The following is a 22571-nucleotide window of genomic DNA, read 5'->3' on the forward strand; positions in this document are numbered from 1 at the left end:
ATGAATTTTATACAAACTTCTGTTAAACGTCCTCTCACAATCATAATGGTCTTCTTAGTATTAATAGTTTTTGGTGGTATTGGATATAAGAAAATGTCAATAAATCTAATGCCTGATATAGAAATACCTGTTGTAATGGTTATGACTACTTGGACTGGCGCTGGTCCTCAAGATGTCGATGAACAAGTTAGTCAAAAAGTTGATGAAAGTTTATCAGCTGTTTCAAACGTAAAATCTACCATATCGAGCTCACAAGAAAGTGTTTCTATGGTAGTGGCTCAATTTGAATTTGGGACTAATCTAGATGAAATAATGAATGATGTTAGGTCTAAGGTTGATGCATTACAGACTAGTCTTCCAGATGATGCAGCTAAACCAACAGTTCTAAAATTAGATATGAATGCACAAGCTATAGGTCAGCTTGTTATATCTGGAGGAAATGAAAATAGTTCACAGGCATTAAGAAAATATGCTGAGGATGTGATTCAGCCTAAAATAGAATCTATAGATGGTGTTACATCAGCAGACCTTAAGGGTGGAGAAAAAGCACAGGTCAATGTAATAGCTGACCCAGCTGTTCTTTCAAATTATGGAGTTAGTTTATCAACTATAAAGGGTATCTTATCATCTAGTAATAAAACATACCCTTATGGCTCAATTACTCAAGGTGAAGATAAAATAGTTTTAAGAGCAATTGATAAACTTGAATCTTTAGATGATATAAAACAGATTCAAATTCCTGTAAAAGGTGGAAATACAGTTAGATTAGATAATCTTTGTAGTGTAGATTATGGATATGCAGACAAAGACAGTATTTATAGATATAATGGAAAAGACAGTTTAGTAATAGATATTTCTAAGCAACAAGATGCCAATACTGTAAAAGTCATGCAAAATGCATATAAATATGTAGATGAATTAAACAAAGAAAATCCTCAATTTAAAATTAAAATTGCCAACGATACAAGTGAGTACATAAGTGAATCAATAAACAGTGTAATGAGTAACTTGCTTATAAGTGCAGTTATTGCCTTCGTGGTAATCTTTGCTTTCTTAAAAAGTGTAAGAGCTTCACTAGTTGTTGCCATAGCAATCCCAATTTCTATAATAGGAGCTATAGCAGTTCTCTACTTTACAGGAGAAAGTTTAAACCTTATCACTGCAAGTTCTCTGGTAATTTCAGTTGGTATGGTTGTCGATAATGCCACAGTTGTAATTGAAAATATATTTAAATATAGGAAAAGTGGTCGCATGAGTATTGATGATTGTGCTATTGAAGGTACAAGAACTGTAACCAATGCCATACTTGCATCAACACTGACTACTATAGCAATATTTTTACCTATTATGTTTACAGAAGGTATAGCTAAAATAACTTTTGGAGCATTAGGTAAAACACTTATAGCTTCTCTAGCCTTCTCTTTCATAGGCGCGATTACTCTTGTTCCTAGTGTATTTGCGAAATTAAGTAGAGGTAAGAATAGTGAAAAAATGAAAGAAAAAGATAGCCCTATATTTGATAAAGTAAGTGAAGGGTATAAAAGATTACTAAGTGTATGCTTAAGACACCAACGCTTAGTAGTAATAGCAAGTTTACTTATTTTTATAGCTTCTCTATTTGGAATGAGCTTTATAGGTATGGACTTTATGCCTGCTGCAGACAAAGGGGCATTGGCAATTTCTATAGAACTTCCAAAAGGTCTTAGTCTAGAATCTAATGATTACTATGTATCTATGACTGAGAAAAAAGTTTCAGATATTCCAGAAGTTAAAACTTTAATAACAACTTTAACATCAGATTCAAACAACAATACAGCAAATATAGCAATTGAATTAGAATCTCAAAAAAATAGGAAGAGAACTACTGATGAGATAGAAAAGGAAATAATTGATAGAGTTGCCACGGTCCCAGACTGTAAAATAAATGTAAGTCAAAATAGTAGTGTTATGGGTGGAAGTACAGGGGCAGACTTTACATTGGAAATGAAAGGCCCTGATTTAGATGTATTAAAAATATTAGGAAAAGAAGCAGAAAAGCAATTCAGCTCCATAAAAGGATTTAGAAATGTTGAGACTTCTCTTACAGATACAACACAAGAAGCTCAATTTACAATAGACAAACATAAAGCTCAAGAATATGGTGTAAACACTGCTGAAATAGCAGGATTACTACGTACAGCAATAAATGGTGATTCAGTCACTACTGCTACAATTGACGACTACAAAGTTGATGTAAATTTAAAATTTAAAGCAGATAGTATTGATAATCTAGAAGATATAAAACAATTAAAAGTAAACTCTGCAACTGGAAAAGAAGTTCCTCTTGGTGCTTTTTCAGATATAAAAATGGCAGATGGTCTACAATCTATATCTAGAACTGATGGAGATTTCTCTGTAAATATAACTGCTACACTTGATAATGTAGATGCTGGTACTGCTACAAAACTAGCACTAGAGAAAACTAACAAGATGGTAATACCTAAAGATTACTCTATTGGTGTTGGTGGAGAAACAGAGATGATGAACGAATCTATGGCAAGTCTTGGATTTTCAATGGTTATAGCCATAGCTCTAGTTTATATGGTAATGGTAGCTCAATTTGAATCATTTAGTAAACCATTTATAATAATGTTCTGTGTTCCATTTGCATTTGTTGGAGTTGTACTTTCTCTCTTAGTCAGTGGGCAAAGTTTAAGTACTGTAGGTATGTTGGGTATAATATTACTTATAGGTATAGTTGTTAATAATGGTATAGTTCTTATCGACTACATAGAACAACTTAGAAAAACAAATCGTAGTAATGATTTAATTGGATTAGTTTCTATTGGTTGTGCAGCAAGATTAAGACCAGTTCTAATGACAACAGCTACAACAATTTTAGGTATGTTGCCAACAGCACTATCTCTTGGTGAAGGTGGAGAAACAATGCAACCACTAGCAATAGTTATAATGGGAGGTCTGACTGTATCTACACTTATAACTTTGGTACTTATACCTACTATATACTTGATATTTGATAAATGGGAAGATAAGTTTTCAGACAAAATGCCTAAAATATTTGGTAAAATAACAGATAAAATAGGTGATATAAAAAGAAAAATAATAAAGAAACCAAAATTGAAAGCTAAAGTTTAAATAGAATGGAGGGTGATTGTATTGAATAAGAAAGTTAGTAAAATAGTTGCAATCGGATGTGGTGTTGGTATAATAACAGCTAATCTAATGCCAGTTTATGCAAATGATAATACTTCTTCTATAAATAAGGTTGATAACTCTATTGTGAATGACTCAACTAAAAGAACATCTGAAAAGGAACTTTTAACTGCTAGAGATGCTATTAGTGCAGCACTTAAAAATAGCGAAAAATTAAAGATGAAATCAGAAGAAATAAAAATGTTAAAAGAAAAATTAGAAGTACAAGATGAGTTTGATAGTTTTACTGGAAGTGATAACGCATTTCCATACGACCAAATTGGGCTTCTTAAAAATCAAAGTGAGCAAGCTAAGGGATTTATGGAAGACCAAATAGCCAATGATATTACTAATAAATACAATGATTTAGTCTCAAGAGAAAATGAATTGGATAAAATAAAAAACAATCTTGAAATAAAAACTAAAGAAATTAAAGATATGAAATTAAAAAAAGAATTAGGTTTAGTAACATCATTAGAAACTGAGTCAGCTGAACTTGAACTTCAAACATTACAAAATACTCAAAAATCTAAGCTTCAAGAACTAAAAAATAATCAAGACTATTTTAAGTTATTGACCAATATAAATTTAGATAATTATCAATTAGATAAAGAGTATAGATTTGAATCTTTTAGAGTTGGTGGTTCAGTTGATTCATATATGGAAGGTAAGGTTAATGAATACTTAAAGTATGACCAATTGATTTTGGAACGTACTGAAGAAAGTTTTAATGATAAGGATGAGAATAAAGCAGATTTGCCAGATAGACCTAATCTTACAAGACCAGTTGCACCTACAAAACCAGAGCAAAATGGTTTACCTGATAATGAATATAAGGTTCTTATGGATAAGTATAAAAAAGATTATGAGCAATATGAAAAAGAAGTTGAGGCATACAATCTTGAAAGACAGACTTATGCTGCTGGACTTACTACATATGCAAATTATCTTCAACAAAAATACAATACTGAAAATGGTCTGGTGACATTAGAAGACAGTAAGAAAGCTCTAAAAAAAGGCTTAATTGACAGTTATGCTCAATTACTTGCTTTAGAAGATACAATTGAAATTACTAAAAAGCAACTTGAGTTATCAGAAAAACAAGTAAAAAATACTAAATTAAGATATGATTTAGGATTAATTACTCTAACTGATTATAAAAAACAAGTAGTAAGTAATGAAGATGCTAAAAATAGCTATGACACGCTTATTGTAAACTATAACTCACTAAAAAATGGTATAGAAAAACCTTGGATACTTAGTACTGGAAATAATACTGGTAAATAGAAATATTAAATAACTTTCACAAAATTATTTAATAAAAATACACAGAGAATTGATTTATCATTAAATAAAAGACTGTAGATAGATTTGTATAGAAACAAATTTATCTACAGTCTTTTTAATATATAATGTATGAATTTATTTTATACAAATCTACTTGATTGTCCATATCTAGGATTTCAATTTTATATCAAATAATTCTCATCTTAAATCATTATAACTCTTGTAAGTTTTATCTTGCATAATCATTTTACCTAGAACTTATACCTATGTAAGTCTTTATTCTAATAGAATATTTGACAGCCAAAAGAATAAATCTTATTTTGAAACCTGGAATCCATATTTTAAAGGGTCATCATTATCAATAATATAAGTAGATACTCCTGTCACATAAGCACTTCCTGTAATTTTAGGTATTACTGCAGAATAATCTCCTACCTTAGCTTCTTCCTTGATTACACCTGTAAATGTAGTACTAATAAAGCTTTCATACACAAAAGGCTCTCCAACCCTAATTTTACCTCTTTTATAAAGAGTAGCAAGTTTAGCACTAGTTCCAGTTCCACATGGGGAACGGTCTGCCATATAGTCCCCAAAGATTACAACATTTCTCATGTCACATCCAGATGTTGAAGTAGGACAATACAATTCAGCAAGGTCAACAGAAGTAATATCACATTCAGGATGTTGGATTTCATTTTCTTTGTTGGCATGCTCAATTAATTTCATACCGAAATCAGTTAGAAATGGAATATTTTCAGGTGTTACATCCATACCAAATTGTGTAACATCACACAATGCAAAGAAGCTTCCTCCAAATGAAATATCATATGTAATCTCTTTTCCATCAATAATAGTTGTTAAATTTTCCTTATACAAAAATGCAGGTACGTTTGTTAGTGTTACATTTACAACTTTACCATCTTTTACTTCTGCTTTTGTACGTATTAAACCAGCAGGTGCATCTAAAACGACTTCTGTATATGGTTCTTTTGCTTCTACAAGTCTAGCTTCTATAATTGCAGTAACAGTTCCAATAGTTCCATGCCCACACATATTCAAATATCCACCAGTATCCATATAGATAACTCCATAATCCGCTTCTGAATGAATTGGCTCAGTAACAATAGAGCCAAACATATCATGGTGTCCACGAGGCTCAAACATTAATGCCTTACGATACTGGTCACAATTCTCTTCCAAATATTTTTTCTTTTCAATCATTGTATTTCCTGGTAATTCTGGAAATCCAGATAGTATAACACGTGTAAATTCTCCAACTGTATGTGTATCAACAGCAGTAAAGCATTTTTCGTAAATACTAAGATTTACATTTGGTTTTAGTTCCATTTTGGAAACCCCCTTAATATTATGTAATATAGTTATGTAACTTTATTTTATAACTTTATTTTTAAATTGTCAACTCAGAGAACTGGAAAAGATTAAGAAAATATGATATCGTATATTTAAACAAAAGCAACGACCAATGAAATATAATAAGAAAGGAAATATTGTCTATATGCAAACTAGAGAGAAACATCCGAAAAATGCATCCATGCCATCAGACTTAAAATATTTAAATCGGAAACGAATACTTGATATCATCAGAAATACAACAGAGGTATCTGTCAATGATATTAGTGAAGCTACCAAAATTAGTCGTCCTACAGTAAAAAAAGCTATTCAGAGTTTTGAAGATATAGGGCTTTTGATTTCAGCAGGTAAAGGAAATTCCACAAATATTGGCGGAAAACGCCCCGAATTATATTCGTTTTCTTGTAATAAAAGAATATTATGTATCTCTCTTGAAGAGAGATACATTCATTTTGCAGTTTTAACTATGAAAAATGAATGTGTCTTTGAAATAGAAATTCCTGCCACTTACAAAAACACATTGGATACATTTCAGAAAGAATTAGCAGTTCATATTGAAGATATTTTAGTAAGTGCAGAAGTATCTCATGATGAATTATATGGTATAAGTTTTGCAATTGCTGGATTTGTAGACCAAAGATGTGGTATTGTCAGATTTTTTATGATGGCTCCACATTGGGGAAGAAATATCAATATAAAAGAATGGCTTGAAAGATTGTATACAAAACAGGAAATTATAGTAGAGAATCTAGTTAGAATGGCTGGAAATGCGCTTCTTCTTGAGGAAGAATTTCGCAATAAAAGAACAGTCGTCATGTATGCAGAAGCAGGGATTTCTTCATGCTACATTGATAATGTTGTACTTACTGGCAGAAATGCCCTTATCGGTGAGATTGGACACATGACTGTTGATTACAGTGATGAAGAGATTTGTTCCTGTGGAAGTAAGGGATGTTTTGAGCGTATGGTTAGTGCTGAAAGAATTCGATATAGATTAAAGAAAAATCCAATAAAACTTTTAGACTCCTCTATAAATAAGTGGATAGAATCTAAAGATTTACTTCGACATGTGTTTGAAGAAGCAGATAATGGAGATGAACTGGCAAAAATAGAGGTTGCTTATCTGGCAGAAATGTTCTCATTGATGCTGAAAAATGTAGCAATCAATTTTGACCCAGAAATTGTAGTTTTACTTGGACAGTATTCCTATGCAGGAGAATATTTTAAGATTAAATTAAAAGAAGAACGAAAAAAAGCTCGATTCTTTCCAGAAGAAACTGCATCTGTAATATATTATGATACACGACCATTAAGAGAACTCCAAAAAGCTGGTGGATATCAGGTTTTAACACAAAGATTTTTTGAAAATCCCGAATTTTATGAAGGCAATATTAAAGGAAATGAAGAGTAATCAAAAGCTTATAATTTTATAGAGCCATCCAACTTGGATGGCTCAAAAATTTAACTCTGAATTTAACTATCTTTTATCAAGTGTCTCATCTATTTTACATCTTACCATGTTAACAAATTCAGAAATATTATATCCTTTCAGTTTACATCCACATTTAGGACAATAATCTAATTTCCTAGATACCAAAGCCCTACAACTTGGTTCTGGGCATCTCATTTTCAGACTTTCCTCTGCTACTTTAAATCCACATCGTGGGCATATGCTACCTGGACGTGATGATACTTCCTTTCCACATTTAGGACACTTTGTCAACTTTATCCCCTCCAGTAAACTCAATTTAATTGTTAGTTGAAATTTCTCTCTACAATAATATATGCAATACAATTAAATACGTTTCACCTTAAGTTATATAAGTTATATTTTTATAATAAAATAAAAATCCCCTATATTCAACTTACAAATAATTTATTTGATACATTAAATATATAGGGGATATTATTTTAATTATATAATTTTAAAGTATACTATTATCTAGGATTTTTTATAGATGCCTGAGCTGCTGCAAGTCTAGCAATTGGCACTCTAAATGGTGAACAAGATACATAGTTAAGTCCTACATTATAACAGAACTCTACTGAAGATGGTTCTCCACCATGCTCTCCACATATTCCTAGTTTTAATTCTGGTTTAACTTCTCTACCTAACTTAGCTCCCATCTTAACTAATTTACCAACACCATTTTGGTCTAGTACTTGGAATGGGTCTTTTTCTAAGATTTCTTCATCTACATATTGACCTAAAAATTTACCAGCATCATCTCTTGAATATCCAAATGCCATTTGAGTTAAGTCATTAGTACCAAAGCTGAAGAAGTCTGCCTCTTGTGCTATTTCATCAGCAGTTAAACAAGCTCTAGGTATTTCTATCATAGTACCTACAGTATAAGGAACTTCTACACCTTCTTCTTTTATTATAGCATCAACAGTGTCTACTATCATTTTTCTTATTATCTTTAACTCATTTACTTCTCCAACCAATGGAACCATTATTTCTGGAGAAACTTTAACACCTGCTCTTATTGCTTCTATAGCACCTTGTATTATAGCTTTAGATTGCATTACACATATTTCAGGATAAGTTATTGCAAGTCTACATCCTCTGTGTCCAAGCATTGGGTTAAATTCATCTAAATCAACTATTCTTTTCTTAATATCACTTACTTTTATTTCCATAGATTTTGCAAGTTCTTCTATAGTCTCATCATCATGAGGTAAGAATTCATGTAGTGGTGGGTCTAGTAATCTTATATTAACTGGTTTTCCATCCATAACCTTAAATAACTCTACAAAATCTTCTCTTTGCATTGGTAATATTTTTTCAAGTGCTTTTTCTCTTTGCTCTACTGTATTAGATAATATCATTTCTCTAACTGCTGGTAATCTATCTTCATCAAAGAACATATGCTCAGTTCTACATAGGCCTATACCTTCAGCACCAAACTCTATAGCTGCACGAGCATCTCTAGGATTATCTGCATTAGTTCTAACCATCATACACTTGTGTTTGTCTACCCAGTTCATTAATTTCTCAAAGTTTCCAGTTAAAGCTACTTCTGTTTTCTTAACATCTCCTAAGTAAACATTTCCTGTAGAACCATCTATAGAAATATATTCTCCTTCTTTTATAACTACATCATCAAGTGCTCTTATTTCTTTGTTAAACTCATCAACCTTTATCTCTCCACATCCAGCAACACAACATTTACCCATACCTCTAGCAACAACTGCTGCATGTGATGTCATTCCACCTCTAGCTGTAAGTATTCCTTCAGCTTTAACCATACCTTCTATATCTTCTGGAGATGTCTCTAGTCTAACTAAAACTACTTTTTCTCCTTTTTCATTTGCTTTTACTACATCATCAGCATTGAAATAAACTTTACCACTTGCTGCACCTGGTGATGCTGGTAAACCTTTTGCTATAACTTTAGCTTCTCTTAATGCCTTATCTTCAAATTTTGGATGTAATAATTGGTCTAATTGATTAGGTTCGATTCTCATTATAGCTTCTTTTTCGTCTATTATTCCGTCTTCAACTAAATCAACTGCTACAGCTATTGCTGCTGCTGCTGTTCTCTTACCATTTCTAGTTTGTAATATATATAATCTTTCATTTTCTATAGTAAACTCTATATCTTGCATATCTTTATAGTGACCTTCAAGTATATGAGTAATTTTTACGAATTCATCAAATACAGCTGGCATTACATCAGCAAGAGTTGATATATTTTGAGGAGTTCTTATACCTGCAACAACGTCTTCACCTTGTGCATTCATTAAGAATTCACCAAATAATTTATTTTCTCCTGTAGCTGGGTTTCTAGTAAACGCAACTCCTGTACCACTAGTTTCTCCCATATTACCAAATACCATTGATTGGATGTTTACTGCTGTTCCTAAATTATGAGCTATATCATTCAATTTACGGTATACGATTGCACGAGGGTTATTCCATGATCTAAATACTGCCTCTATAGCAAGCATTAATTGTTCTTTTGGGTCTTGTGGGAAATCACTTTTAATTTCTTTTTTGTATATTGCTTTAAACTCTTTTACTATTTCTTTTAAATCATCAGTTGTAAGCTCTGTATCAACTGTATATCCTTTTGCTTCTTTTACTCTATCTAGTACATTCTCAAATTTATATTTTGGAACTTCCATAGCAACATCAGAAAACATTTGTATAAATCTTCTGTAACTATCATATGCAAATCTTTCATTTTGTGTAGCCTCTGCTAGACCAACAACACTATTGTCATTAAGACCTAAGTTAAGAATTGTATCCATCATTCCTGGCATAGAGAATACTGCACCAGAACGAACTGATACTAATAATGGATTCTTATTGCATCCTAATGTTTTATTTAAGTCTTTTTCTAAAGTAGCTAAATGATTTTCTATTTCTTTTATTATCTCTGCTCTTATACTTTCATTATTAACATAATAGTCATTACATGCTTCTGTTGTTATAGTGAATCCAGGAGGGACAGGTAAGCCTATCTTAGTCATTTCTGCTAAATTGGCACCTTTACCTCCTAGTAAAGATTTCATGTCTTTGCTTCCTTCACCAAAACTATAAACATACTTAGTTTCCATTGTTAAATCCCCCATTAATCTTTTTATTTTAATTTATATCATTTTTATTAATAGACATTATTAAATTTCTATTTCTTTGTATATCTTTAGACCATTTTCTTTCATTATATCTAAGATTATACCTGCTGTTTCTTCTATTGCTTTATTTGAAACGTTTATTACTGGGCATCCAATTTTTTTCATTATTTCTTCTGAATAATCTAATTCCTGAAGTATTCTTTCTAGATTAGCATAATTAGCTTTACTAGACAGACCTAAAGCTTTTAATCTTTGAGTTCTTATTTCATTAAGCTTTTCAGGTGAATTAGTAAGACCTATTATCTTCTTAGTATTTATTTCAAATACTTCTTTAGGAATTGGTATTTCTGGAACTAATGGAACATTAGCTACTTTTATATTTTTATTAGCCAAATACATACTCAAAGGAGTTTTAGATGTTCTTGAGATTCCCACTAAAATTATATCTGCTTGAAGAACACCTCTAGGGTCTTTTCCATCATCATATTTTACTGCAAACTCTATAGCTTCAACTCTCTTAAAATAAGATTCGTCTAATTTTCTAATTATACCAGCTTCTCTTTTAGGTTTTCTTCCTGTTCTCTTGCTTATTTCTCTTAAGATATCTGTCATCAAGTCTATACAACTAAGACCTTCTCTTTCACAATATCTTTCAACAATACTGCATAACTCTTCATCAACCAATGTATATACAATCAAAGCGTTTTCAGCTTTTGCATTCTCCAACGTTTCAAGTAGTACTCCTTTATTAATCATGTATGGAAATCTTTTTATTTCGTAAGTTTCATTTACATAAAACTGAGACATACATGCTTTTGCAACTTGTTGTGCAGTCTCTCCTACTGAATCTGATACTGCATATATAATTAGGTTTTTCACCAGCATACCTCCTTAATTGTCAACTATTTCTAAAAATAGCTTAGTTATGTTGGTTTTTGATATTCTCCCAACAACTCTCATATGATTTTTGTCTTCTCCCTTATATTCAACAATTGGAATCGAATCTACTTCATGTTCTATTATTTTTCTTGAAGCTAATAAAACACTTGCTCCTTTAGTTAAAGTAACTACATTTGGAGTTCTTGTCATTATCATGCCTATTGGCATCTTATTTATATCAGAACCTCCTATTGTTGCTTTTAGCAAGTCTTTTCTGGAGACAACTCCACATAACTCTTCATTTTCATCTATAATAACTATACTCCCTACATCAGATAAAAACATAGTGACTATTACATCATATATACTTTCGTCCTTCTTAGCTAGTACAGGCATGCTCATTATATCTTCTACTGATTTTTCTTTTATGCTTTTACCAATTAAATTAATTTCACTAACTCCTGAATAAAAATATCCAACTTTTGGTCTTGCGTCTAGTATTCCTGTCATTGTCAATATAGCTAAATCAGATCTAAGTGTAGCACGAGTCACATTCAATCTGGAGGCAATACTTTCACTCGTTATTGGTTCATTTTCCTTAACTATATCTATAATTTTTAGTTGTCTTTCATTAAGCTGAATAATAATCACCTTCTTTCATTGTGCTATACTTTTTATCTTTTCGCATCTTATATAGTATATTATATAACTATATATACCATTCTGTAAACAGATTTTTTATTGAATACGATATATTTTTTTACTAAGTCCTCTTGCTTAAAGATATTTATTATATATTAATGGGGGATATTTCTTTAATTAATAGAACTATATTAGTATTACAGTTAATATTATAATACATAATTGGTCATTTTAATTCATTTTATATTAAAATTTTTAATTATATTATTTAAAATATGAATATAAAATTGCATAATTAATTTGAATTAAATATACTATTGAGATTTTTAATTATAAATGACCTATAATATATTTACATACAAAATATCCTACCGAAAATATACATAAATTTAAAAGGGCTGATTTAAAAATAACCATCAACCCTTTTGAATAATATCTATATTATATTATCACCAAATCTTACCCAAATATTTTTTCTTGTAATTGTCTTAAATGATATAAAGTAGTATCTTTTTCTATTTCAACCATATCGTAAGTTATAACTTCACCTTTTTTAATATCTTTAACTACTTTAGTCTTTTTGCTAACTAAACCAATAGGAACCGCATTCATAGCTTTTGCAACATCGTATTTTTCTATAGTGCCATAGCATGTATATGCACCATATCCATCCATATACTCACCTTTTTTCAAATCTTTCTTAGCTATAGTCATAACTTCTGCAACTAGTCCATTTTTAGGTACTATTGTAGCCTTATGCTCTAAAACTGCCATAGCCGCTGATAAAGGAGTCTCTAAACTACACAAATGATATGGTCTATATAATATGTAATTAGGTCCATCACCCATACTTAAATATTTTAATTCATCATTAACAGCTTTTAATTTATGAGCAACTACTACGAATACTCCAGGTGCTATACCATTTACAAAATCAACTACACCATAATTATCTAATACTCCACCTTCACTTTTTAATGCATATTTTTTAGGTACTTCATTCACTGTAGCTTCAATACCATGACCACCTCTTACATCAGGTACAAATCCAGTTGCATTACACATTAAAGCCATTTCTACCATTGTTTTAGTTCCTTCTTTAAAAGAAGCTATCATATGAGGTGAAGCTCCTTTTCTTTCTGCTTCTTCTCTAACAGTATCAGGGTTACAATCTAAATCTAATTTATTATTTTTACCTTTTCCTATAACTCTGACTTCAAATCCCATTGCATCTGCAAAATCAAATAATCCCATCACTGCTCCTGGCTCATCCCCTGCAGAACCTGTAAAGATTACTCCAGCATCATCTGCTAATTTTTTAAGTATTGGCCCAACAACACAATCAGTCTCAGCATTTAACATTACTATGTGTTTTTTATTTAAAATAGCATTTAGTGCTATCTCTGCTCCAATCGCAATACCACCAGTTGCATCTATAACAACATCTATTGACTTAGTCTTACAAGCTACAAGAAAATCACTACAAGTCAATACTTTCCCTTCTTGTAATTTTAGTTCTGCATCATTTTCATTTGTTACATTATCTATGACTGCTTCATCTATTCCTGCATCAGTAAATGCCTTATGAGCTAATTCTAAATTTATATCTACAACAATAGAAGCCTCAATACCTTTCATATTTGCCATTTGGCTTACCATTCCATTTCCCATATGACCAGCACCTATAAGAGCTACTCTTATTTTCTTACCTTCTTCTTCCAACTTTGCAAGTTTTCTGTTTAAATCTAACATATCAATTCCTCCTGTTATAATAATTTTATTTTTCAAATTAAGAAATAGTTATTGAGTCTCCAACAGTTATATTTGGATTTCCTATTTCTACATGTATTTCTCCTGGTAAATTTACTTCACATTCTCCATCAAATTTAATTGTACAGTGACCAATTTCTCTAAGAGTCTTTTGAGCAATGTCACCAACTGAAACTACACAATAATCTCTACTACCTATTGTAAGTGTATCTCCTACTTCAACATCACTTTTCAATGTTGATATTGAATGAATTACAGATATATCCTTTAGGTCTTCATCATTGATGGTTTCATCATATATAATAAGACAATTACTTTCATCCATTAACTCTTTAACCAAACTGCCTATCCCACTTATCTTAACTTCATATTTCATGACATTCCTCCTGATAATTTATATTTATATTAAGTTAATTAAAAGAAACATTTATTTTTTCTTTTATAAATTTTATGGCCTGTACAATACTCTCTTCATCTTTAAATTTTTGCTCTGCACTATATATATCTAGCCCTTCTATTTCTTCAATCTCTTTAAACTTAGCCATTACTGTACGTCCCTTTAAAATTTCTCCAAACTTTATAAAACCATCTGAATCTGAAGATATAATAGCTATACTTCCTTTAGAAAAATAACTTTTCTTTTTTCCTGTAGATACTATATCTCCCTTTGTTTTAGCTCTATTTAAAGTTTTAAAATATAATTTATTCTGTTTCATTATAAATATAGTGTTTAGAACATAAACAACAAATAAAATCACAAGTAGTTTCATATTTATACACCTTCCACAAATCACATTATTTTTTAATTCTACACAATGCTATATAATATTTTTGAGTAACACTTTTTTAAATTCTAAAAAACTTCTGCACTTACTTATCTTATTTGTTAATTTTACATCTTGCCCTATCTTTAAAACTTCTTCATAAATTTTTACCAACAGGTCTGAATCCATTTGATTTTCACATGGAAACATTGTCATAAGTATTATTTTTATACTCCTATTGGCATATTGTATTGGCTCTTCTAAAATCCCAATTGCCATTAGAAATTTATCTGACTTTTCATTTACAGAATGGGGGAATAATAGACCTTTATCAAAAACTGTAGGAGATTTTTCTTCTCTATTAATTATGTTTTTTCTAAACTTATCATCAATACATCCTAAATCCATAAGATTATCCATCATTTTTTCTAAAGACCCAAGTATAGTCTTTTCATTCAATATCATAAATTTATCTTCATCTAACAAATTGTTTATTAATAAATTTGTAGAATTAGTGGTATCAATATTTCCTTCTCTTAAACACAATACTGTTTTTAACTGTTCTCTTAGTTTATTTTCATCAAATATTGTATTTATTTTTAATACTATAGTTCCTATATTTGATGTGTCTAAATCAATCGTTGTAAAAACTATATCGTATTCATTTAAGTTAATATTTCTTAAATTAAAACTTGAAAGAGTATCAATTTGTGGATTATTACCTATTAATTTTTCAACTCTTATTTTTAATAGCTTTGCTGTTCCTAGACCTGTACCACATATAATTGCTATTTTCTTTATTGAATAGAATCTACTGCTATTTCTTTCTAAATATCCACTAAAATGAATTGCTATATAACCAATTTCATCTTCTGAGACCTCTAAATTATACTTCTGCTCTATTACTCTTCCTGCTATTTGTGCTAATTTAAAAGGAAGTATATAGTTCTGTTTAATCTCTTCTAGTAATACATTTTTTAATTTTATATTAAATAATAGCCTGTTTAGAGTAAAACTAAGATGATATCCTAGTCCTATCCTTAATTCATCCTCATTTATCAAAATACCCATATCAATATATATCTGGTTAAATATGTTTTCCATCAATTCATCAATATTTTTATTAATTCTACTACTATTTAAAGCACATTCTGATGCTGGTGCATTTCCACTTACTAATGGTATAGTCAAATAAATAATTTCTTCATCATTTAAAATACATTCAAATCTTTTTGATAATATATGTTTTATTTCCCTAGCAATAAGGTATTCATCATATGATTTGAGTAAATCAAACTTTACATTATACTCTTTTACTTGATTTTTTTCTTTTACTCTATAAATTAAAACTACAATATAGTTAAGAACTTCTCTTAGCATTTCATCTGTAACATAAAAATTATTATTTTTGAATAAAGTCAGTAATTCTTCTTCCAAACTTGTGAGCTCTTCTTTTTTAATATCTTTAAAATATTTCGAATTATTGAAATCCTTTCTTGAGTTCTTATACAACTGATTTAATATGAACAATCTAATATCAAGTTCATTTCCATGTAATTTCATACCTGTATTCTGTTTTTTTATCAAGTTTAAATTATATGAAGCTAGAACTTTTTCTACATACTGGAAATCATTTACCAGAGTAGTTCTTCCTACACACATCTCATCTGCTAAACTATCAAGTGTAATAAATCCATCTAGTTCTATCAAATAATTTAGTATAAACTCTACTCTATCTTCCTTTGAGTTTAATGAGAACACATTTTTTCTATTCATATCAATAATCTTATTAAGTATTTTTTCATCTTTTACTTCCAGTTTATATCCTTGACCTTTTATATATTTGATTACTGCTATATCACTACCTAAATCTTTATTCAATTGTTTTATATATGTTCTTACACTCCTAGTTGTAACATTTAGTTCATTTGCTATTGAATTGATACTTACAAACTCTTTTTTACTACATATAATCAATATTTTAAATATCTTGTGGTCAATAGAAGGAATTTTCTCAGTTACATTCATTTTGTATCTCCTCCTTGATTTCATTCTAGTACAAATTTGAAACCAAATTAATACATAAAATTTCACTTTAATAGAGGAAAATTTAGTATTAATCTAAATCGATAATTATAGTTAATTAATAGTATAAAAGCTAGTCTTTCATTAACAAAACTCTTGACTAGCTTAAATTTATATTTTAAATTTTATTAATCAAATTCAAACCTAATATTGACATTAAATATTATCTTAAAGCAAATACTGCAACTCCATATGCAATGATAACAGATATTGGACCAGTTATTAAACGAGAATAAAATAGAGCTGGAACACCATATTCCACAGTCTCTGGTTCTGCTTCTCCTAAACTTAATCCTACTGGGACAAAATCACATCCAGCTTGCCCATTTATTGCAAATAAAGCAGGAAGTGCTAAATATGCTGGTATTGCTCCAAGACCAATTTGTGTACCTACAAGAGTTCCTACTACTTGTGCTATAACTGCACCAGGTCCTAATATTGGTGATAAGAATGGAAGTGTACAAATTATTGATATAATCAATAATCCACCAATATTACCAGCAAGTGGAGATATTACTTTTGCAATCCAATCTCCCAACCCAGATGCTAAAATAATTCCCATAAGCATACTTACAAATGCCATAAATGGTATTACATTATTCATTATCATTTGGATAGTATCTCTACCAGCATCATAAAACTTTGAAACTACTTTCCCTGCTCCTTGCCCAATAGAAAGTATTATGTTCTTTTTAGCATATTCACCTTGGGCTTTTGATTTTACTTCATCATAATTATCAGGCTTTCTAATAGAGCTCTTATTTTCACTTTGATTTTCTTGGGATTTTTTTGGCATATCTTCGCCATCTACAACGCTTATACACTTAAGATTAACATCTGATACATAATATTCCTCTGTTATAAATTTTGCTAGGGGGCCTGTTTTTCCAACTGGGTTTACATTAATTGTAGGTATTTTTTTCTTTGGATATACTCCACATCTAGCAGTTCCACCACAGTCAATAATAACTACTGCCACTTCTTCATCAGAAACACCAGTTTTAAATCCATCTACAATCTCACAACCCAGTAGTTCTTTTATTTTTAATGTTACTTCATGGATACCACCAGCAGTCATTGATAAGATTTTATTTCTATTGCCTTCTTTTTTTATATACAAAGGACCTCCCCAACCTGAACTTCCTTTTTCTATTTTTAATATCTTATTTTCATCCATTTTAAATACCTCCTAAGCTTTATTTGCTACTTTATTTTTTCTTGTTAAAAAAGCATACATTTTTTCTGTTATTATACCTCTTATGAAAATTACGATTAAACCAACTATAAAATACCATAATGCTAATGTAGTAGTCTCTTTACCTAAAGTAGTCAAACCTGCTGATATTCCTAACCATACAAAAAGTTCTCCTGCATTTGCATGTGGAAAAAGCCCTGTAATTGGATGTACAAATGAAACTGCTGCATCATAAAATCCTGCTTTGTGCTCTTCTTTTAAAAATCTACCAAATGTATAACACATAGGATTTCCCAAGAAAAATACTGATACTAGTGGAAGTAGAATATATCTTGTAAAAGAATTCCTTCCTAGTTTAGAAGCCCAATTATTAACTCTTTCCTCACCAATTATTTTAATCAAAGAGTTAATAGCTACCATTAATACGATTAGTGTTGGAAGAGTTCCTGAAACAAGACCTACAAACTGTTCTCCTCCCCTCTGAAATAAACCAATAAACCACTCTGCACCTTTACTTAGACCTGTAATAACGTTTTCCATAAAATTATAACCTCCCTATAATATCTTTAAATTTTTAATTTTATTACTCGCTATTAATTTTACAAATTACCTCTTTTTTCTGTACTATATGCTATTATTATAAATCTTTTTGTATATTAATATCATTTTAATATAATACTTTTGATAAATAAATACATCTTTTTTCAACTTTATGAAGGAAAAAATTGTACTAATTAGAATTTTCAGAAATATACAAATTTTATTTCGACTATATTTTAAATTCTACTTAAAAATTTAAGAACTTATTTTTATTTATTTTATTATCTAACTCTTATAAAGATAAAAAAATAGATGCCTTATGATAAGCATCTATCTTTTAATCAACATATTTTTTAATTTTTTTATAAATTATTTTATAGGTATATAAATATCAATTTGTGAATCTATATTATTAGGGCCCAAAAACCGTTCATCATATACTTCAAAATCCTCTCTTATATCAAGCTCTTCTTTTGAACTTAAAAACCAAGTACCCCATATATATTCATAGGTTTTATCTAAACTATCTAAGCTACCAATATGAGTAAATACAGCATACTTCCCTCCTGTAATAGTTTTTGAAGCAAATGAATTAGGAATATCATCATAACTGCTAACTTCAAACCCTATTGTTTCATTAAATTCCATATTTTCACTTACTAGATGTATTTTAGGTGTTGCTTCACAAATTCCAAAAGCTCTCTTTGATGGTAAAGTATTTGGAACAATATTATGTACCTTCCTAAACTTCTCCCATAAGCAAGGTAAGGAATTATCTTCTAATATAACATTCCCTCTTATTCCAATTACCTTTATTTCATCTATTTCTTTTATAACTGGTTTAATAGTTATATTCCCCATAAGATGTTTCATAAAATCTAATTCTAATTTTTTCTTTTTACCAACAAATACATCTATTCTGTTTTTTCTATATTCCATAGGACTAACTTTATATACAGATTTAAATGCTCTACTAAATGCCTCTGAAGATTCAAAACCACTATCAATAGCTATATCTATTATCTTTTTCTCACTGTATAAAAGCTCTTTTGTGCTATTGACCAAGCGTCTTTTTTTTATATAACTTCCTACACTTTCACCAAACATAGACTTGAATAGGCGTGTCAAATGATAATAAGAATATCCAGATTCTTTTGCCACATCATTTACAGTTATATTTTCTTTTAGATTATTCTCAATATATACTACAGCTTTTTCAAAATAATTTAAGTAATCCAATATGACACCTCCCTAAATTAGATATTCTTATAAATAGTAACTATACTTATCTAAATTAATACTATTTTGTTAATATACTAAAATATAATAAATAATTCAATACATTTCTATATACTCTTTATTATTTTACAATTTTTAAATTGTTTATAGAATTAAATAAAAAAGAACTAAGCATTTGATTATCCCTTAGAACAAAGTATCTATAGGAAAGCATAATACTCACTCACACAAAACGTATTTTTCTCTTACGAAAATATTATTGTTCAAATCGTATTCTATGCAATCGATAAACTTCATTTAAATTTGAAATATCAAGAATAAGACTATCTTCCAAATCCATATTAGAAATTTTCTCCATATCTGCATTAGAAAGGTAAAAGTCATCAATCTGATAATTTTCCTGTATCCTTTCCAAATGAACAGACTTTGGAATTGCTATGATACTACTTTGATTAAGCCATTTTAAAATAACTTGAGCAGGTGTTTTCCTATAAGAGGCTCCAATCTCTGCCAACAAACTATTTTGAAAAATATTTTTTTGTCCTTCTGCAAATGGCGCCCATGCCATAGACTTAATATCATATTTTTCCATAATATTACGTAATTTTTTCTGCTGACAGAATGGATGCAGTTCAATCTGATTGACTGATGGGGTAATGTTATGGCTTAAAATCAAATCAATCAAGCGATCTGATAGGAAATTGCACACACCAATTGATTTGATTTTTCCCATATGGTAAAGTTCCTCCATTGCTTTCCAGCTTCCATGATAATCCCCATAAGGCATATGAATAAGATATAAGTCTAAATAGTCTATTTGTAAATTAGATAGTGTCTTTTCAAAAGATATTTTAGTTGTTTCATAACCAGCATCCTGAATCCACACCTTTGAACAAATAAATATCTCTTCTCTTGAAATCCCACTTTCACGAATTGCATCACCCACTGCTTTCTCATTTCCATAACAAGCTGCTGTATCAATTAGACGATACCCCGTACGCAATGCATTTAAAACACTTTTTTTACATTCTTCATAATCAGTTACCTGAAATACACCAAAACCTAACAATGGCATTTCCAAATTATTATTTAATTTGATTATTTCCATATAATGCCTCCTATTTTTAATTTTCAACCTAACTCTATATGTTATATAAAGATTAGAAATTCTTATTATATCTACTAGGATATAATAAGAATTTATCATTTATGTATCTTATATTACATGTAAAACCTATCTATAATAATAAGTTTTATTATCAGATTTCATCATATTATAATTTATTCTTGTACTGTAATCTTGATTGTTTTCGAAAGTGTATCAATATAATCTTCACCTGATATAGCAACACCTAATTCATAAAGATTACTGTTACTTCCAGAATAGTCATAAAACATTACAACATCATCCCATGGAGAATAATAAGCTAATGTTCCTTTATCAGCATTCGCCATAGGTGTATCTGTGGTATTTAGCTTTTTATGTGGATAAAATATTTTCTCATTAGTACTAAAATTTTCTACTTCCATTGTCAAAGGAAGTTGTTCATATAAATCCTTTGCTGCCTGTGAATCATTCAATTCATATACAATAGTATTTCCATTTCCTGATACCTGAATTTTCATTTTATTATCCTTATTAATATCCTTAATATTTATGATTTCTTCTGGTTGTTTTGTATCTACAGTTTCTTCTTGTAGCTTGGCTTGTGCTTCTTTTTCTGTGTTTGTAATTTTGATATAATTATAACCTGATATAATAAAACATAACATACAAACACATAAAATCAGCTTTTTCATATTATTTACCCTCTCTTTCAGTGTATCAAATGTGTTTTTTATTCAATCATCTTAAAAAAATCAGATGGTGCTTTTTCAATATCTATATTTATTATCTGTGTTGTAGATTTAATATTGTCGTTTAAATAGTAGACATTCCATACATTACTTTCTAATCCACCCCATAATATATTAAACTTTCCTGTATTTAAATCCATAACTATACTTTTTAAAGTTCCAAAAAAATCATTATAATAATTACAAGATAACCCATATGGATATTTTAAAGTTAAAAAATCCATTAAATCTCTCTCACTAATTTTTTTAGAATTATCTACATATTCTTTAATTAACTTATATCTATAAATAGAATTATTCATTGACTGAGGTTCCAATTTATGAAGCTTATCAATATGAATATGATTTGTAGAATGAAGAAAATATTCTCTCTTATCTTCAAATTTATTTATTCTCTTTACCTCTTTTTTCCCATCTAAAGTTTCTAAAAGTACAATATTTCCAGACTTATCTGCAAGTAATAAATTAATGTTATATGCAATAGGCATATCTTCTATATATTCTAATGCCTCCTCTACATCTTTACAATTTTCTAATAAATATCTAATAACAGCCCAAAACTGTAAACCTACAATTTTAGGTTTTCTCATACCCTCTTGACCTCCTACAGGATAACCACAAGATGTTTGACTTACCCCTAAACCACATTCATTCATACCTTCACTTCTTCCAAATTGCATGACTGTAGTTCCAATGTGTGCATATTTGCCAACCACTTTAGTTTTACATAAAGCAAAATCTTCCATATGGTGTGAGAAATCAAAATTACGAGCAAAGAGAACATGCCCATTTTCAGTTAATTCTGGTGTTAAAGCAAATTGACTGCAACCTGGTCTAAGATAGGTCATAGTATAGTATAAAAGTTGACTACTGTCTACTTGAATAGCATCAGCGAAACCTTGTAATTCTTCATTAAGACCTTGGCAATATTTATCAAATAACTCTATCATACATTTTTCTTCTTCTTTAGTTACAACATTAGATTTATTAGTCTGTTCACATATCAACTCTGGCATATTTTCAATTGATTTTCCTAACTTATATCCTATTTCATAGTTTGTACCACATAATTCGAAAGTTCTTACTTTTGAAGTTTCCATCTTGTTACCTCCTATATATATCTTGTACTTGATTTTATCATTAGAACTATAACCTTTCATGATATT

18 protein-coding genes are annotated in these 22571 nt (G+C 29.6%); 3 read left to right on the top strand and 15 right to left on the bottom strand.

What is annotated here, in order from left to right; all coding sequences use genetic code 11:
- A complete protein-coding gene (locus ACTG47_RS12805; protein WP_479924839.1) occupies nt 1-3135 on the top strand; it encodes an efflux RND transporter permease subunit in 3135 nt (1044 codons plus the stop codon).
- A gap of 21 nt (nt 3136-3156) precedes the next feature.
- Complete coding sequence (locus ACTG47_RS12810) at nt 3157-4479, top strand: TolC family protein (protein ID WP_479924840.1); 1323 nt, start codon at nt 3157-3159, stop codon at nt 4477-4479.
- 315 nt (nt 4480-4794) lie between these two features.
- On the opposite strand, the gene ACTG47_RS12815 is transcribed toward ACTG47_RS12810, so the two are convergent.
- Nucleotides 4795-5826 carry a proline racemase family protein gene (locus ACTG47_RS12815; protein WP_479924841.1) on the bottom strand — a complete coding sequence of 344 codons (1032 nt, stop codon included), beginning with the start codon at nt 5824-5826 and terminating at the stop codon, nt 4795-4797.
- Nucleotides 5827-5962: 136 nt separating this feature from the next.
- On the opposite strand from ACTG47_RS12815, the gene ACTG47_RS12820 reads away from it, so the two are divergent.
- A complete protein-coding gene (locus ACTG47_RS12820) occupies nt 5963-7261 on the top strand; it encodes an ROK family transcriptional regulator (protein ID WP_479924842.1) in 1299 nt (432 codons plus the stop codon).
- Nucleotides 7262-7327: 66 nt separating this feature from the next.
- Here the strand turns inward: ACTG47_RS12820 and ACTG47_RS12825 are convergent, their stop codons facing one another.
- The 14 genes from ACTG47_RS12825 to ACTG47_RS12890 form a co-directional block, all read right to left on the bottom strand.
- Nucleotides 7328-7573, bottom strand: a complete 246-nt coding sequence (locus ACTG47_RS12825) for a hypothetical protein (RefSeq protein ID WP_479924843.1) — start codon at nt 7571-7573, stop codon at nt 7328-7330.
- Between the two features lie 215 nt (nt 7574-7788).
- Nucleotides 7789-10416, bottom strand: a complete 2628-nt coding sequence (gene ppdK, locus ACTG47_RS12830; RefSeq protein WP_479924844.1) for a pyruvate, phosphate dikinase — start codon at nt 10414-10416, stop codon at nt 7789-7791.
- 60 nt (nt 10417-10476) lie between these two features.
- Nucleotides 10477-11319: a pyruvate, water dikinase regulatory protein gene (locus ACTG47_RS12835; protein ID WP_044213707.1), complete on the bottom strand. Its 843-nt coding sequence runs from the start codon at nt 11317-11319 to the stop codon at nt 10477-10479.
- Between the two features lie 6 nt (nt 11320-11325).
- Complete coding sequence (ccpN, locus tag ACTG47_RS12840) at nt 11326-11964, bottom strand: transcriptional regulator CcpN (RefSeq protein WP_479924845.1); 639 nt, start codon at nt 11962-11964, stop codon at nt 11326-11328.
- A 450-nt stretch (nt 11965-12414) separates the two neighbouring features.
- Nucleotides 12415-13707: an NAD(P)H-dependent oxidoreductase gene (locus tag ACTG47_RS12845; RefSeq protein WP_479924846.1), complete on the bottom strand. Its 1293-nt coding sequence runs from the start codon at nt 13705-13707 to the stop codon at nt 12415-12417.
- 37 nt (nt 13708-13744) lie between these two features.
- The gene (locus ACTG47_RS12850) at nt 13745-14101 is read right to left on the bottom strand and encodes a PTS glucitol/sorbitol transporter subunit IIA (protein WP_169468004.1); all 357 of its coding nucleotides are present in this window, start codon (nt 14099-14101) and stop codon (nt 13745-13747) included.
- A gap of 34 nt (nt 14102-14135) precedes the next feature.
- The gene (locus tag ACTG47_RS12855; protein WP_169468002.1) at nt 14136-14495 is read right to left on the bottom strand and encodes a transcriptional regulator GutM; all 360 of its coding nucleotides are present in this window, start codon (nt 14493-14495) and stop codon (nt 14136-14138) included.
- A 48-nt stretch (nt 14496-14543) separates the two neighbouring features.
- A complete protein-coding gene (locus ACTG47_RS12860; protein ID WP_169468000.1) occupies nt 14544-16517 on the bottom strand; it encodes a BglG family transcription antiterminator in 1974 nt (657 codons plus the stop codon).
- Nucleotides 16518-16737: 220 nt separating this feature from the next.
- Nucleotides 16738-17751, bottom strand: a complete 1014-nt coding sequence (srlE, locus tag ACTG47_RS12865) for a PTS glucitol/sorbitol transporter subunit IIB (protein WP_479924847.1) — start codon at nt 17749-17751, stop codon at nt 16738-16740.
- Nucleotides 17752-17763: 12 nt separating this feature from the next.
- Nucleotides 17764-18309 (bottom strand): PTS glucitol/sorbitol transporter subunit IIC, encoded by a 546-nt coding sequence (gene srlA, locus ACTG47_RS12870; protein WP_169467996.1) that lies wholly within the window; start codon nt 18307-18309, stop codon nt 17764-17766.
- Between the two features lie 369 nt (nt 18310-18678).
- A complete protein-coding gene (locus ACTG47_RS12875) occupies nt 18679-19548 on the bottom strand; it encodes an AraC family transcriptional regulator (RefSeq protein WP_479924848.1) in 870 nt (289 codons plus the stop codon).
- A gap of 256 nt (nt 19549-19804) precedes the next feature.
- Nucleotides 19805-20656 carry an aldo/keto reductase gene (locus tag ACTG47_RS12880; RefSeq protein WP_479924849.1) on the bottom strand — a complete coding sequence of 284 codons (852 nt, stop codon included), beginning with the start codon at nt 20654-20656 and terminating at the stop codon, nt 19805-19807.
- A 173-nt stretch (nt 20657-20829) separates the two neighbouring features.
- Nucleotides 20830-21348 (bottom strand): cyclophilin-like fold protein, encoded by a 519-nt coding sequence (locus ACTG47_RS12885; RefSeq protein ID WP_479924850.1) that lies wholly within the window; start codon nt 21346-21348, stop codon nt 20830-20832.
- 38 nt (nt 21349-21386) lie between these two features.
- On the bottom strand, nt 21387-22505 hold the full coding sequence (locus ACTG47_RS12890; RefSeq protein ID WP_479924851.1) for a C45 family autoproteolytic acyltransferase/hydolase: 1119 nt from the start codon (nt 22503-22505) through the stop codon (nt 21387-21389).
- Nucleotides 22506-22571: the final 66 nt, after the last annotated feature.

The organism is Clostridioides sp. LIBA-6622, assembly GCF_056716095.1.

Coding starts and splice junctions, on each gene's coding strand:
- ACTG47_RS12815 (WP_479924841.1), bottom strand. CDS start 5,826: ATGGAACTAAAACCAAATGTAAATCTTAGTATTTACGAAAAATGCTTT.
- ACTG47_RS12805 (WP_479924839.1), top strand. CDS start 1: ATGAATTTTATACAAACTTCTGTTAAACGTCCTCTCACAATCATAATG.
- ACTG47_RS12885 (WP_479924850.1), bottom strand. CDS start 21,348: ATGAAAAAGCTGATTTTATGTGTTTGTATGTTATGTTTTATTATATCA.
- srlA (WP_169467996.1), bottom strand. CDS start 18,309: ATGGAAAACGTTATTACAGGTCTAAGTAAAGGTGCAGAGTGGTTTATT.
- ppdK (WP_479924844.1), bottom strand. CDS start 10,416: ATGGAAACTAAGTATGTTTATAGTTTTGGTGAAGGAAGCAAAGACATG.
- ACTG47_RS12860 (WP_169468000.1), bottom strand. CDS start 16,517: ATGAATGTAACTGAGAAAATTCCTTCTATTGACCACAAGATATTTAAA.
- ACTG47_RS12845 (WP_479924846.1), bottom strand. CDS start 13,707: ATGTTAGATTTAAACAGAAAACTTGCAAAGTTGGAAGAAGAAGGTAAG.
- ACTG47_RS12890 (WP_479924851.1), bottom strand. CDS start 22,505: ATGGAAACTTCAAAAGTAAGAACTTTCGAATTATGTGGTACAAACTAT.
- ACTG47_RS12850 (WP_169468004.1), bottom strand. CDS start 14,101: ATGAAATATGAAGTTAAGATAAGTGGGATAGGCAGTTTGGTTAAAGAG.
- srlE (WP_479924847.1), bottom strand. CDS start 17,751: ATGGATGAAAATAAGATATTAAAAATAGAAAAAGGAAGTTCAGGTTGG.
- ACTG47_RS12855 (WP_169468002.1), bottom strand. CDS start 14,495: ATGAAACTACTTGTGATTTTATTTGTTGTTTATGTTCTAAACACTATA.
- ACTG47_RS12835 (WP_044213707.1), bottom strand. CDS start 11,319: ATGCTGGTGAAAAACCTAATTATATATGCAGTATCAGATTCAGTAGGA.
- ACTG47_RS12820 (WP_479924842.1), top strand. CDS start 5,963: ATGAAATATAATAAGAAAGGAAATATTGTCTATATGCAAACTAGAGAG.
- ACTG47_RS12880 (WP_479924849.1), bottom strand. CDS start 20,656: ATGGAAATAATCAAATTAAATAATAATTTGGAAATGCCATTGTTAGGT.